We start from the raw sequence: 15,007 nt of genomic DNA, 5'->3' as shown, positions 1-15,007 counted from the left end.
TTGTCAACCGATGCCAACTGAGATTACCCCATATCAAGTGCAAAATCGGATACAACTCCCGGATACATTTGGTTCGATAATGGCGTGTATCCATAAAATGGCTTTAAAGCCTTTATTTGTAATGCTTAAGAGAAATTGCTTAGGTTTTATTATTTTGAATACTAAAAAATACCAAATAATTACAACAAAAATAATCAATGGTACTATTTAAAAAAATACTTAATAAACATTCTTATTTATACAAAAATATTAATTCAATTACTATGTACCACTAAAAATTGCCTTAAAGGTATTTTAAGAAATATAAATGGTAAATTTATTTATATTTAGAATTATTACCTATCTACATGATCATTGTCAGGAAATCTAAAAATATTTCCACTAGAATCTGGCTCTTGTTTTTTTTTGAGAAGATCCTATATTCAATACCAGACCCGTCCTATTTTTATTTATTTTTTCAAATGCTTTAGTATTGTTAATTAATTTAATTTCACGATTAATTAAATTTTCAATAACGCTTGTTATTGTTTTATTTTGTTCTTTTGCTAATTTTTTCAATTCATCTTTAACTTTGGAATCTAAATAAATATTTAATACTTTTTTACCTTTAACTTTATCTCTATATTTTTTTTGATCCCATGCTTTTTTTATTTTAATTTGTGAAAGCTCTTTAGCTTCTTTAGAATTATCCCAATCATCAAAAAAATATTGAATGTACTGATACAACTCTTTTGAGTCAGAATGCATAGTTTCATGTAATATATCCGTATGAGTATTTGTAATCTTTTGAATTTTTAATAAAAGACTAACAACTTCAGCTCTATTTTTAATATTTATCCATTTAAATGGTTTTACGTCTCTTTCAATTTTACCCCTTTGTTGCTTTATTTAGTTTGATTTCAGGATGTAAAAAATGATGAAGTATAACTATAGATGTAGTGGAACGCCAGATGAGTCATCAAGAACGTAATGGCGTAAGGACAGCTTATATTCATAAAACACAACACATTATTGAACGGACAAAAATTGTTCAGTGGTGGGCTGATTACTTAGATTCAATCCGAACTGAATTTGTCACTCCTTATGAGTTCAAAACGACTTAAAAAGCAATCTACTATTTAATTCTCTTTTCAAAAATCAATTATTTTAATATCTAAAAATTTAAGGAGATGTTTATGCAAACATTACCCAGTGTATTGTCATGCTCAAAATTCTTTGTTGTAGATTTTGGGACATTTCTATATTTTTACTAATTAGGGTAAATATAATGAAATTGTATTACACAGAAAATTGTGCTACATTGTATATCTATAAAGGAATTGTAAATCATGTCTACCAAACCAACTACGACAATACGCATTGATTCAAATGTTAAGATACAAGCTACTAAAGTCTTTGATGAGATTGGCATTAGTATGTCAGCTGCTATTAATACTTTTCTTAAAGCAGTGGTTCGTGAGGGAACAATGCCATTTGATATAACAATAAAAAGTCCAAAACAATATCCAGTATCAGGAAATGCGACGCTTAATCGTGCATTTATCGTCAAAAAAGATGAATTCTATACTCAGTACGAAGATGTTTCCAGAGAAATAATAAAATATCGAGAGCAACTAAAAGGTAAGACTGTGCTTTGTAACTGTGATGATCCTTTTGAATCAGCTTTCTTTCGATTTTTTGTGCTTAATTTCGAAAAGCTTGGACTTGCTGGGTTAACATCTACTTGTTATTCAAGTTCTCCAATAGCGGGGAAAGAATACCCGCTAGATGGCGAGACAAATGCTTACAAGGCAGTAGTAACCGAAGTGCCTGATGTATTTTTGGAAAGACCTGATGGTTCTCTGGACTTAGAATCCTTATTTGCCATGCAAGGAAACTCTCTTATGCACCTTGCTGGTGATGGTGATTTCAGATCAGATGAATGTGTGGATTTGCTTAAGGAAGCCGACATAGTGGTTACTAACCCTCCCTTTAGCCTATTTCGTGAGTATATTAGTCTATTAGAGCGCTACGAAAAAAAATTTATAATCCTTGGAAACATGAATGCTGCCACATACAAAGAGGTCTTTCCTCTCTTCCGTGACAATAAAGTTTGGTATGGAGAGTCTATTCGTTCTGGTGATCGCAAATTTTATGTCCCCGACAATTATCCATTGAATGCCACTAGCTGTGGTATAGATGAAAGAGGACGGCGTTATATTAGAGTAAAAGGGGTTCGTTGGTTCACCAATGTGGATACTAGTAGGCGGAATGAGCATATATCATTGAGTCGTCGTTTTATTCCTGAGGAATACCCATACTACGAAAATTATGATGCTATTGAGGTTGGGCGTACCCAAAATATTCCTTTTGACTACGATGGCCTTATGGGAGTTCCTATCACTTTTCTCGATAAATACAGTCCAGATCAATTTGAAATCGTTATGCTTGCTAACGGCAATGCTCGCACTAATGTATCTTCCAAAGTGCTGAAAGAGGTAAACTATCGACAGCACTCTGAAGATAGGGGAGGAGTCGGTATTATTAACGGCCGACGTGTTTATGCGCGAATTTTTATTCGTAGAAAATCCTTATGAGTAGTCGATTGCGCGTACCCTGCGCATATCAGGGGGGAAAGCAACGTGTCGCGTCTCAAATTGTTGATCATCTTCTTGAAGCTGCTCCTGAACCAAATTCACAATTCTACGACTTGTGCTGTGGGTCTGGAGCGATATCCATCGAGCTAGTTAATAGAGGTATAGATCCGTCACGAATTATCATGCTCGATATCAGTTCTTGGGGATCTTTTTGGTCTTCAATTGGTTCTGGTACATTTAATATGAACTCTTTTGAACTGTTTTTATCTGGGTTACCGAATGATAAACGAGATTTTAAAGCTCACATGCTAGCACTATCGGCGCTTCCAGTAGAGGAGCATGAAGTAGAACTTTATCCATTGCTTCAGGCATGCTCTTTCGGAGGCAAGCAAATTTGGCGTGAAGGCAATCATTGGGTAAATGCTAGTTTCAGAGATTACTGGGTGCCAACTGAGACTAGTATACGTCGCAGCCCCGCTAATCCCATGCAACCTTCTCCAATCGAACTGCATCGTAGAATTGATGCGCTTGTGCATGGGATGAAAGGAGTAACCTGTTTCAATACAGATATTATGACAATACTTAATGCTCCAGTCCCAAACAATTCCGTCGTATATGTGGATCCCCCATATCACAATACAACAGGGTATGCATTCAGTTTTGATATAAAATTATTCATAAAACGTTTCTGTGAAATAAGTCAGGCTCCACTATTTGTTTCAGAAGGAATCTCTCTGAATGACAATGCCCTGATACTCGAGTTTGGCGGAGCAAAGGGCGGAATTAGTGGAGTTCGAAAAGGCAAACACCAAGAGTGGTTGAGTCGTTTTTAAAGCAATCCTAGCTGTTTAGCTGTTCTTGTCGACCCGTTTCGAGCCAAGATACGTGAAGCCGCCTTGAAATTTTCAAGTTCAGATTCTGGAAATATAGACATGACATAATAATCATCTTCAATCTTAGTAAAGGTGATTATTTTCTCTACTAAGTAATGTGTTTCACCTTTTTTTCTAAAAGCATCAGTGATTTTTATTTGAGAAGAACTAGATCCCTTGATCTGAAGCCGCCATGTGCCGTTTGCTTTTTCTCCAACAGGAAAAAGTATAGTATTTCCTGCGTAGTCAATTCCTTCAAAGTTAAGAGTGATGTTTTTATTTTTGTTTGTAACCGTAGGATTTAGACCAAAAAACTCGACCCCGCCGCGCATGAATTTCGATTCACCAAGGTCAAAAGGGGTGCCGGTGGGGTCTCCACGCTCAACGAGAGACTTCATTGATAGATCAAGTATATTTCGTGATCCACCAGTTAATTTCTTAGTTTCAAACCAAATAGTCTGTGCTTCATCATTCAAAATAACGGAGATTGAATTTATTTGCGCAGCAACAGCCTTATCTATCTTCTCGTTCTTTTGTGAGGCAATGCTAGGTAGTTTTGCGGAGGTGCCATTACCGAATAAACACTCCCGAGCTTTATCCTGTGTAGTAGTTTTTATCAGACGTATTTGCTCGGCGATTTCTTTACACACATAACCGTTTTGAAGGAGCTTATCTATGTCTTCTTTTGTATTTATTAACATAAACGAGTCTTTAAGTGATTTTAACTGTTTGAAGTAGTCATCCATCCATTTTAGTATATTTCTATCATAGGTATTCGACCGATTTATTGGGATCAGTACTGAGCTTTCAAAATTAGTCCATAAACCTCCCCCCGTCAAATTGTGTGATCCAATAACTATCAGTGCTTTATCCTTCCCTAGAAATTGATATATTTTTGTATGGAATGTTTGACCTTTTTCTGAGTGGACAACATTCAATGAATCCGAATGAAGTAATAGAGCTGTGAGCGCCTCATACGACGTTCCACCAAGATCGACTCCCACATATACATTGACTAGGCCTCCTCGTTTTCTGAATTCGTCCAGTGCATTCTTGATTCTGAGAATTCCGCTGTTCTTTGCAAAAGCTACTACGATATTCAGTGTATGGTAGTCAGACGAGCCAAGTAACTCTATCAAACGGTTACCAAGCTGACCTGTGAAGGGCTGGTTTATCAATTCCATTAAATATCTCCCTATAAAAAATGTAGAAAACAATAATGACAACAGCGAATTCAACATCGAAACATAATAGTATAGAATATCCCCATAACGTCATCATGGCATATACCTCCTTAATGATTTTCTTGGGGGAATTGCTAAAACTATCCGCAATTTTTTGTTGCAATGATGATCGATAGTTTATCAATTGCGGTTAATTTAGGCAAATACTGCCAGATTAATCTATTTTGAGCTCTTACTCGTTGATTTGCTTGGAGAATAAAGGGTATGCAATTGTTTTTATCATCATTTTTCTATTTGATTATGGATTTTTAATAATAAGCTAAAACCCAACCAATCCCACTACGGATACATACCCCAACCCAATAATACCAATGCTTTAAGCTGTATCTTCGATTCCGCGTCCGGGCACCAATCACCAAATTCTAAGACCTGCTTCTAGCAGGTTTTTTTATGTCTAAAGCCTTTTCAAAGCTGCCTTTAAAGGGATTTTGTTTGTCAACCAACGTCAACTGAGATTACCCCATATCAAGTGCAAAATCGGATACAACCCCGGATACATTTGGTTCGATAATGACGTGTATCCATAAAATAGCTTTAAAGCCTTTATTTGTAATGGCTATAAGAAATTGCTTAGGTTTTATTATTTTGAATCATATCGTTAATATGGATTCAAAATATCAATATCAAAATAACCATTTACATCTAATATTATTTCGGCAAGGATAAGAAACATCAGACGGATAATAACTGATAGCTATAGTAACAATAACTGAGACTGGAGCAACTAAAAAAGAGATAGCTTCATATTACTCAATCTGGATATATCCAATTGCATAACCAAAAACAGCTCATCTTTTAATTGAACATAATTACATTGCGTTTGAATTGACAAGGAAGATGGAATGAGCTTCCTTGCCTTGGCCACAATTAACGATACCTATAAAAAAAATTATTATGTATAGTTTAAATAATTATTTTATTGAAAAAATTAACCAATTAATTACAATTTTTAGATTATTTTTGCGAATAAGATAAATAAAATTTATTTTTCTTGTTAAGAGGGAATATCTATGCTTGATAAGTTAGAGTTAACTAAAAATGCACAATTTTATAATTTAAAAAACGGAGCATTGCAATCTTCAATTAACGATTCAATCATTCGTGAAGTTTTAGATACATCAAGTGCAAACATTGACCCCGAACAATCATATATATTGGATGAATTTAGAAAAGAAAAAAATCTAATTAATAAAAATATAAAATATCGGTATTCAATTAGAATATTTCCAACAATTAGACCCGTTTATTTTATTCAAAATGAGCTAACTAAAAACGCATTAAAAGATCAAATATATGCATTTATTATTATTTTTGAATTTGATAGATATATTGGTATAATTAAAAAAAGTTGTTCTAATATATCTGAAATACTTGAAAAAAATTTTGATCTGATTAGTGGTACAGTAATTGCTAAAACTTTCAATGATTCCGATGTTTCTTTTCAAAGAATATCCCTCAGGAATATGACAGTATCGGATAAAGCGATACGGCAACGTTCTTATGAAGCTCCAGATTTGAAGGGTACCTTTTCTACTCATGCAGCAGGAAGATCAATACCACTATTTTTAAAATTTAGACAGGGGTCAACCGTAAAAACTATCTCAGGTACTGGACGTTTAGTCGAGTCATCTCATAGGATTAATTTTGATAATGCTGCTCTCTGGATTTACAATCAACTTACTCTTATAAAAAATGGTGGAGGTGAAAAAGATTTTTTAGATACTTTCGCAAAACAGAAAAAACTTCATGAAGTACTTAAACAAACGAAGCCAAATGCAATTTTAATTGAAAGTTCATCTTTATATGACCAACTTATTGAAGATGGCATTAAAATTAAATATACAAACAGAAAAGGCATTGATACTGAACTCAAATCAAAAGAATTAGATAGGTTGATTTGTCATCTTGAAAGAATTTATTCAATTGACTCAGAAGGAAATATACTCACTAAATTTGGTCGAGCATATATCAGAGTTAATAATAAAACTTTAACCTTCGATTCATCATTTTTGAGAACACTGAAAGTAAATATATCTGGACGCGATGTCACATTACAAAGTTATATCATTAAAAATGGTTTTTATAGTATCACTTTTGATAACCCTAGCTATATGTATTTTATTGGTAACTGTTTTCAAGATGATTCAGGGATTTCAGAAATAAACAGCATATTAGATATGTTAATACCTGTGAAAAATATGAATTTTATAACTAGCGAGAAGGGTAATTTTAGGAAAAATAGTGTTAGATTCTCAAAAGAATCAATGTTTGAGCTGGTGGAAAATAGACATAAAAGTGATGATTATATTTTTTGTGATGATTTAGGCAATGAATGGGCTGATCACATAACTTTTAATAAAGGAGAATCCTGTATTAATTTTATCCATTCAAAATATAGTTCAGGTTCTGCAAGCAATTCTGCTAGTAAATTACACGATGTTATTGGTCAAGCAATAAAAAACTTAGGATATATGTATTTTAGTAAAACTGATTTCATAGAGAAATTCAATGACAAATTTGGAAAAAAATATAAATCCTCTAAAGGTAACACAACCCAAATTAATAGATTAAGGAAGGGAAATAATCAACCTATTAATTTATATTTAACTGATCTCTTAGGAGATTTTAAATTACATAGAAAATGTATTATAAGTTGTAATTTCATTTCCAAAAATAAAATTACAAATGAATTTTCAAAAATACAAGATGGAGAATCAGTTAATGGACATATCTCTCAACTTTTATGGATATTATCTTCATTTTCGCATGCAGTAAAAGAAGCAGGGGCAATTCCAATCATTTATTGTTCTGATTAAATTATATTAACGATTCAAAAAAGATCTTAAACATATGGTTGAATAAACAAATCTATCCTATAACGAATTCATTGTGAGATAATTTTAATTGGATAGTGATTTGTATCAATAAATATTGTTAACTAATTTAATCAGTTAAAACTTTATTAAGACGCTTATAATCTTGACGATAAGCATTGAGGTTTCTAACTGACTAAATAATCAACAATAGTGATTATTTAACACTATTAACTAAAAAGTTAAATCCAATAAGATTGTAGTGATATAAATAATAGACAATATTGGTATATATGTAGTTACTTCTGTTGCTCTGTTTTCATTGCCGAGACGTTAAGGATTCAAACGGTATCATAAGTAACATGACATCAAAATTTCAGGGATTTTGACTATAATTTGTTGTATTTACCACAGCCTTTTATCATCAAATAAGCGGTTAAAACTTGTTGTATTTGAGATTGGATAAGTGACATAAATCGCTTTGCTAGATTTTTTAGAAGGAAAGTTCATAATTTTAAGATTTTCATAAAACTGATACCCTAAAACATATCCCAATAGATAACCGATAAAGACTTTTTTGCCATCATCTGTTGTTACTTTGTCATTGATAAAAATTCTGGTGTATATATCTAAAGACGAATTTATTTCGGCATCGATTATTTCACTGTCTGATTTTTGTGACATAGAAATAATATTATTTTTAATCCAAGCTAAATAATCGCAAGTGTTATGAATAATATCACCATTTTTTCTATTGAACTTAGGATATTTAAATAGATCTAGTTGTCTAAGATGATTAATTAATGCTTGATGAGAAGTATATTTTCGTAAATTACAACTTTTTGATAAATAGATATTATTAGGGATCTTTGATGACTTTATCTCTACCAAATAAACGTTATTTGCTCGGCAAAACTCAATAGTATCATCAGTTAACATACCATAATGGCTGGCAAGAATTGTTTCCGTTATTTTTTGCTTAACAAGTGCGATATTGGGATTATTTTTTTCATAGATAAGACCATCAAAAGGAGCATGTTTTTTAAATAAATCAGTCCTAAATTGGTCATAAGCCGTATATGATAATTGTCTCATATTATCATTTTGACAATTTTGGTACTCAATCAAATCAATAAATAACTCCTCAACAATTTTCCCTTGTAGGGTATTTTTATCTATCTCTTTTTGATTTCTGTTTGGTTGCCAAGTATTTTGCGTGTTTTTAGCAATTTTATCTAAATTTAAGTTTAATTTTTCTAAATCATCCTGATAAGTAAAAATAACAATATTTTCATCAACATTAAAAAATTTAAATCGATTGGTTTCTATTATATTAACCATTGCAAAATTACTTAGTTAGTTCATGGGTTTAACCTTACTTTCAATAAAGTTAATTTCGTTTTCAGCTAAACTATATTTAATATAAAGTTGCTGATCGACATCTGAAATAGATCTACTCCAATCTATATCTGAATTTTTAGTAAAATTTTGCAGCGGAACTTTTGACCATGTGATCTTTGATTGATTATTCTGGGTTGTTTTCATAATACCTAGCATTGAACGAGCAAATTTTGACTTAAGGTATTTAAGTAATGCTTCAGCTTCAAACTCAGTATCAAATTCTCCTAGACTGACAAATGTTTGGTTATGTCCGATTGCGGGAGATCCAACAACTGGTGTACTCAATATCTCTCCAAACGCCCCTGTTCCATTAGCACCTGGCACAAAAACTTTCCATTTATCTAAATTAGCATGATTAGCAATATATTTTCTTTTCAACCAATAATATATACGGGCACCTTTTGTGCGACCGTAGATTTGAATATAATCCTCGCCATCATCTGGCTTGGTGGTAAAAAATATTTCTGGATAGCGACTAAATACACTAGAGGCGACAGCCTTTGCATGAGCCTTATCCGTTCGGCCAATCAAATAAGGATTTTCAATAAACAAACAATCTGTAAATCGATAACTATCGGGGCTATACACAAAATTACTCATATTTTCTTTAGTTATTGATTTAACTTTATGAAATATAGATCGCAATTCCTTGAAAGGAATAAAAGTATCAATTTCACCAAAAATTTTATTTTTATCTCTAAAAATAATTACGATACCGCCTTTAATATCAACATTTGGGAAAACTTCATCACTTTTAGCATTGAAATATTCAATATTGATATGTTTGTCAGTCAGCATTTTCTGATTCCACTTTTTCGGTGTTGCCCCTTGATTTGCCAAGAATCGAGCCGGCGAAATCAACGTGTATTTACTTGCGACCTTTTCAGCTAAATCATAAAAATAATGATATATAGGAACAGCTTGATTATTTTCGCCGACATTCATATCTTGATAGGGAGGATTACCGACAACCACATCGAATTTCATTATCTATCTCCTTCGCCAAAAAAAATCATTTCCCCTATATCCCAATTCATAATTTTTACACGCTTACCGTGGTTTTTAAGCAATTGTTGTGCATTGTTTTCTTGACTAAAAGAAGTTAACTGATTGTCACACAATGAGGCTTGTTGTTCTGACAAAGGAATAATCTGTTGTAAAGCATCCATCTGGAATAAATTATAGCTAATCACTTCAGCCACATTTTTCAAAAATTCATATAATGGTTCTTCTTGCCACTTAGCAAAATAATAATCACAACATGTGTAAAATAAATTCTCTCGAGCTAATAAAAGCGAGTCGCCATTCCATTCAAAGCCATAACTGGCTTGATAAGCTTTGATAGCGAATCTTTGCCATTCTTTTTTATCATTTATTTCAGCATTGATACGTTTTAGTTTCCTATCAACAAAACCTACTCTTTTTTGCAGTGGTATCATTTGCCCAGAATTCATATCATAGCGAGTAACCATATACGGCGCTTCACCACATGATATTTCTAACCATTTTCGCTTAATATAAGTATCCAAATCATCATTAGCGTATTCTTTCTCAAGAATATCATTTTGTTTTTGCACAACCCAAATTGGTGTAAATACTTCCGCTTTTGATTTAGTTCGTTCTTTTTGCTGCTCTCGCGGTTTTAACGCCCGAGGCATGATGATTTTTGCCATGTTACCTGTGATTAACTCAGGTCTTATCTGAGCAGATGGTGAATAGGCTGTATGGTTATATTGGCTATAATTATCATTGGCCCAAATAATATTATTTATCTCATCAGCTGTAGATGTCGTTCTATCAATTAATAATATGTTGAATATTTCAGGCATTTGTTCTCTTATGTTGTTTTCTGAAATATCAGTAACCGGATAGTCACGATTCAATTGCTCATCCTTATATAACTTATTATTGGGATTAATTATTCTGTTTGGCATACAACTCGTTTCATCCAAAGATATAAATTTTAGATATATTGATAATAGTTACAGTAAAAGATCCTATAAATAAATCAGATTGTTGCTGTAATTTCCTCGAATGCTCCATGTTTTAGCATACAATATTTCATTTAAACTAATTTTATAAATACTCAATTTAAGGATGCGTATAATTCACCAGTATAATCATTTAAAGCTAATTTATCTAATAACATTGCTTGTCGTGGCCTAGTGAAGGTGGATAATTAAAGGAAAAGATAACAATATTACTTAGTTGGTTGTTATTTCTGAAGAAATAACAACCTAATTATATATAATGCGAATAAATTAATTTTTAATTAATAAGTTTTTGGCGAGTAAAAAATTACCAATTGTTGCACTACCATTATTTTCAACTGACGGTGTTTTTATATATTTATCAATATTTTCAATGGTGACATAATTATTTAATAATCTTTTAAAATGCGTTTTTATTCGTTCTAGCATATGATTTTGGCTCATCACACCACCACCAACAATGACTAACTCAGGTCTAATCACTAAGGTCGCATTTAAAATAGCTTGGGCAATATAGTATGCTTGAATATCCCAAACATCTGAACTAGCATCTAATTCTTGGCCTTTTTTACCCGTTCTTGCTTCAATACTTGGCCCTGATGCTAGCCCTTCTAAACAATCACCATGTAATGGACAAACACCTTTAAAATTGACATCTAACGAATGTTTTTTTATTAATTGATGCCCCATTTCTGGGTGACCGACGCCACCTATAAATACGCCATTTTGAATAGCGCTTCCTCCAATTCCAGTGCCAATTGTGTAATAAACCAAATTATTACATGAGTTTAAATACATTTCACCATAAGCGCTTGAGTTAACATCCGTTGTAAAAAAGATAGGTATATTGAGTTCTTTCTGTATTGGTAAAACAATATTTACATTAGTCCAACCTTGTTTTGGAGTATTCAGTATGCATCCATACTGGTCACTAGAAATATCAAGATCTACCGGCCCAAAACTGCCTATTGCTAAAGCATCAACACTATTTTGTTTAAAAAACAGAATGACCTTTTTTATCGTTTCTGCATAAGTTGTGGTTGGAATAGTCTCGCTAATAATTATTTCATTATTTTCATTGCCAACAGCACAAATAAACTTTGTTCCTCCCGCCTCAACACTACCATATCGTTTCATTATTTATCTCCATTAAATATTATTCATTACAGTCAATTAGGGTTATCTACTAACCAAATTGAAATATAAATTTTTCATCCTAGTAATTATTAAAATGCCTTACAGTATTTTTGTTTATTATATATTACTTAAATCAAAATGCAGCGACGTCGTAAAACTCTCTAATGGTGCTAAAATCAATCCCCCCTCTGGCTTATTCATTGGCCATCCTAAACCAGGTTCAATACCGAGAACATATTCATTTTGACCAAATTGATTCCACTGTGTCAGATAAGGGAGCTCAGTTGAGTTATATTTACAGTCCAGCGCAATACCAATAGTTTTATTTTCAACCCTAAAACGGCATTTTTTTTCTGGTTTTGGTCGATGAAAATAGACCTGCTCATCGAAAATAGCTTGAGGCGGTAATACATCAAGAAAATGCGCCAACCCCTTATCTGCGACTTCATCTCGGGGTAACGTGATTACTGTGGGTAGCTTTATTGTCGTATCTGGTGATAATAGTGGATAACCAAAGTTAATATGATATAAAAGTTGAATATTTTCATGCCTAAATGCTTGGTTAGTGATTGTGTCAGTGATAGTAAAGGATGAAGATTTTAATGAAGTAGTTATTGTTCTTTGTAATTGAATATTTTCAGAAAAAAACACAGCTTGACGTATTTTACCCTTCAACTGAATAATATAATCATCATCATCCCAAAATTCATTAATAGAAAAATTTTCTGCACGTAAATTAGAAAATGGGCCATGTAAACCATTAATAGTCGATGGAGGACCAATATGCGTTAATCCACAAGTAGTTAATAAACCACAATGAAAATTTTTTAAAAACTCATATCCACTATTATTCACGCTCTCTGGATTTCTGATCCCTACTTTTGATATTGGCGCAATGGGTATGCCTTTATAACGACATGCTGAAATATCCATTCCTCGATCAGGTAATACAGTAAAACTTAACCCTACTGCGGTATTAACCTCACAAATACGAGAATTAAAACCAGGGCCATCATTTAAAATGGAACTCGTTGCCCCAGCAATTTGTTTAATATCACCAACATACTGTAGCAACTCTTTAGCCGTCATATTTTTAAACCAACTCATAATAGGCCCCTTTATCATCAAGCAGTTAGAACTTTTATCGACCTTTTATATCGCTCAATATCCTTTTTATCAACAGTTTGAGTTGTTATTAAATAATCCACTTCTTTTAATTGTGCGAAACTGGATTTTGAATCAATATTGAATTTGGTTGAGTCAATTAGCGCAATAGATTGTTGGCATTTAGCTAAAAATCTTTTTTTGTCGACAACTTCATTGTAATTATAATCAGAGAACCCGTTTTTTAGTGAAACACCTGATGCTGAAAAGAAAAACTTATCAATATTAAAAGCATTAATAACGCTATCATCAAAAGAGTTTTGTATGGTATTTGATTTTGGTTTTAAAACTCCGCCAATGATAATAACCGTCAAATTCGGGTTTTCTTTTAGCTTAACAGCAATATTGATACCCGTAGTAATAATAGTAATTTTAATATCAATATTGACTAATTTATTCGCAATTTCATTACTAGTTGAACTAGAATCAATCAGTATTGTATCTTTGTGTTTAATTAAAGATATAGCCAAACTAGCAATGCTCTGTTTTTCTTTTAGATTAAGTGCTTTTCTTTCATCATAAGGGGTTTGATGTATAAATTTATTCGATAACACAATCCCACCATGCGTTCGCTCTATATCTGGATAATTTGCACAAATTATATCAATATCACTACGCACTGTAGGCATTGATACATCTAATAACTCTGCTAACTCTTTAACAGTAATCGATTTATTTTCTATTACTTTCTTTAAAATAATCTGTTGTCTTTCTTCAGCAAACATAATTAGCCACCTTATATTTTGATTTATCTGCATAATACACAAAAAACAAATTAAAATAAAACAAAAAAACAAATAACAAAAAGAAAATAAAAAAAATAATTGACACAAATAAGAAAAGATAAAATAATAAAAGAAAAGAAAGTAAAGGAAAGTATTAATAACAGCAAATTTAAGGAGCAGCTCATGTTAATCACTGGTAAAGAAATGCTAGATATAGCAAGAAAAAATAAATTTTCCGTCCCTGCGTTCAATGCTGGTAGCGGACAATTACTGACTGCCGTAATGGAAACAGCAGAACGTTTAAACGCACCATTTATGATGGCAATTCACCCCGATGAGCTTGCTTTCTTAAAAGACAGTTTTATCAGTCAAGTTATTTATGAATGTAACCACAGTAAAATACCCGTTTGTATTCACTTAGATCATGGTGCCAACATGCAACAAGTTGCACATGCCATTCAATTAGGCTTCACATCAGTAATGATTGACAGTTCACATCAACCATTTGATGAAAATATTAGAATTACTAAAGAAGTCGTAAAACTAGCACATAGCGTTGGTGTGTCAGTGGAAGCAGAGTTAGGTACCATTGGCGATACTGGATCCACCGTTGAAGGGGGAGCAAGTGAAATTATTTACACCGATCCATTAAAAGCCAAAGAATTTGTTGAAGAAACAAAAATTGATTCTCTTGCGGTAGCCATTGGTACATCACATGGTATTTATCCAAAACACTTAGTTCCTAAATTACGTTTAGATATTCTAGAAGAAATTTATAAGCTGGTTTCAATCCCATTAGTACTTCATGGGGGTTCTAGTAATGCGGATGATGAACTTGCTGCTTCGCTAGATTTAGGAATTGCCAAAATAAACATCTCTAGTGATATAAAAATCTGTTTTGCTAACAAATTACGCGAGATGTTAAATGGAGGCAATAACGAGATTAGAGAGCCTAATGTTTTATTCCCTCCTTGCATGCTAGAAACGCAAAAAGTAGCAGAGCAAAAAATTAAATTATTTAAAGCAGATAATAAAGCATCATTATATTATCGATAAGTTTTAAGACTACATAAGAACAAATAGC

General features: G+C 32.5%; 12 protein-coding genes and 1 pseudogene. 5 read left to right on the top strand and 8 right to left on the bottom strand.

The window, feature by feature from the left end:
* Window positions 1-381 precede the first annotated feature (381 nt).
* Window positions 382-747: a hypothetical protein gene (locus H3S74_RS08900; RefSeq protein WP_198247704.1), complete on the bottom strand. Its 366-nt coding sequence runs from the start codon at window positions 745-747 to the stop codon at window positions 382-384.
* Between the two features lie 185 nt (window positions 748-932).
* Between H3S74_RS08900 and H3S74_RS08895 the strand changes: the two are divergent.
* The 3 genes and pseudogenes from H3S74_RS08895 to H3S74_RS08885 all read left to right on the top strand — a co-directional run.
* Window positions 933-1,103, top strand: a pseudogene (locus H3S74_RS08895) (integrase); the annotation flags it as partial.
* A 225-nt stretch (window positions 1,104-1,328) separates the two neighbouring features.
* On the top strand, window positions 1,329-2,576 hold the full coding sequence (locus H3S74_RS08890; protein ID WP_198247702.1) for a type II toxin-antitoxin system RelB/DinJ family antitoxin: 1,248 nt from the start codon (window positions 1,329-1,331) through the stop codon (window positions 2,574-2,576).
* Window positions 2,573-3,409, top strand: coding sequence for a hypothetical protein (locus tag H3S74_RS08885; protein WP_232354884.1), 837 nt, complete (start codon window positions 2,573-2,575; stop codon window positions 3,407-3,409). Before H3S74_RS08890 ends, H3S74_RS08885 begins: the two co-directional genes overlap by 4 nt.
* On the opposite strand, the gene H3S74_RS08880 is transcribed toward H3S74_RS08885, so the two are convergent.
* Window positions 3,406-4,632, bottom strand: coding sequence for a phospholipase D family protein (locus H3S74_RS08880; protein WP_198247700.1), 1,227 nt, complete (start codon window positions 4,630-4,632; stop codon window positions 3,406-3,408). The two genes, H3S74_RS08885 and H3S74_RS08880, sit on opposite strands and share 4 nt — an antisense overlap.
* A 1,070-nt stretch (window positions 4,633-5,702) precedes the next feature.
* Here H3S74_RS08880 and H3S74_RS08875 point away from each other — a divergent pair.
* Window positions 5,703-7,508, top strand: a complete 1,806-nt coding sequence (locus tag H3S74_RS08875; protein WP_198247699.1) for a hypothetical protein — start codon at window positions 5,703-5,705, stop codon at window positions 7,506-7,508.
* 402 nt (window positions 7,509-7,910) lie between these two features.
* Here H3S74_RS08875 and H3S74_RS08870 read toward each other — a convergent pair whose 3' ends face one another.
* The 6 genes from H3S74_RS08870 to H3S74_RS08845 form a co-directional block, all read right to left on the bottom strand.
* Window positions 7,911-8,846 (bottom strand): hypothetical protein, encoded by a 936-nt coding sequence (locus tag H3S74_RS08870; protein WP_198247698.1) that lies wholly within the window; start codon window positions 8,844-8,846, stop codon window positions 7,911-7,913.
* A gap of 15 nt (window positions 8,847-8,861) precedes the next feature.
* Window positions 8,862-9,893: an Eco57I restriction-modification methylase domain-containing protein gene (locus H3S74_RS08865; RefSeq protein ID WP_198247697.1), complete on the bottom strand. Its 1,032-nt coding sequence runs from the start codon at window positions 9,891-9,893 to the stop codon at window positions 8,862-8,864.
* Window positions 9,893-10,840, bottom strand: coding sequence for a hypothetical protein (locus H3S74_RS08860; protein WP_198201531.1), 948 nt, complete (start codon window positions 10,838-10,840; stop codon window positions 9,893-9,895). Before H3S74_RS08860 ends, H3S74_RS08865 begins: the two co-directional genes overlap by 1 nt.
* 327 nt (window positions 10,841-11,167) lie before the next feature.
* Window positions 11,168-12,037, bottom strand: coding sequence for a fructokinase ScrK (scrK, locus tag H3S74_RS08855; protein ID WP_110448789.1), 870 nt, complete (start codon window positions 12,035-12,037; stop codon window positions 11,168-11,170).
* 114 nt (window positions 12,038-12,151) lie between these two features.
* Window positions 12,152-13,141, bottom strand: coding sequence for a DUF4432 family protein (locus H3S74_RS08850; protein ID WP_198247696.1), 990 nt, complete (start codon window positions 13,139-13,141; stop codon window positions 12,152-12,154).
* Between the two features lie 17 nt (window positions 13,142-13,158).
* A complete protein-coding gene (locus H3S74_RS08845; protein ID WP_181414714.1) occupies window positions 13,159-13,923 on the bottom strand; it encodes a DeoR/GlpR family DNA-binding transcription regulator in 765 nt (254 codons plus the stop codon).
* Window positions 13,924-14,106: 183 nt separating this feature from the next.
* Here H3S74_RS08845 and H3S74_RS08840 point away from each other — a divergent pair, with 183 nt between their 5' ends.
* Entirely contained in the window at window positions 14,107-14,979 is an 873-nt protein-coding gene (locus H3S74_RS08840) for a ketose-bisphosphate aldolase (RefSeq protein WP_198201528.1), read from the top strand.
* The last annotated feature ends 28 nt before the right edge of the window (window positions 14,980-15,007 follow it).

This window comes from Gilliamella sp. W8126 (genome assembly GCF_016102185.1).
Classification (GTDB): domain Bacteria; phylum Pseudomonadota; class Gammaproteobacteria; order Enterobacterales; family Orbaceae; genus Gilliamella; species Gilliamella apis_A.
Note: the sequence above shows the minus strand (reverse complement) of the source record. Positions and strands in the feature narration are given on the sequence as shown.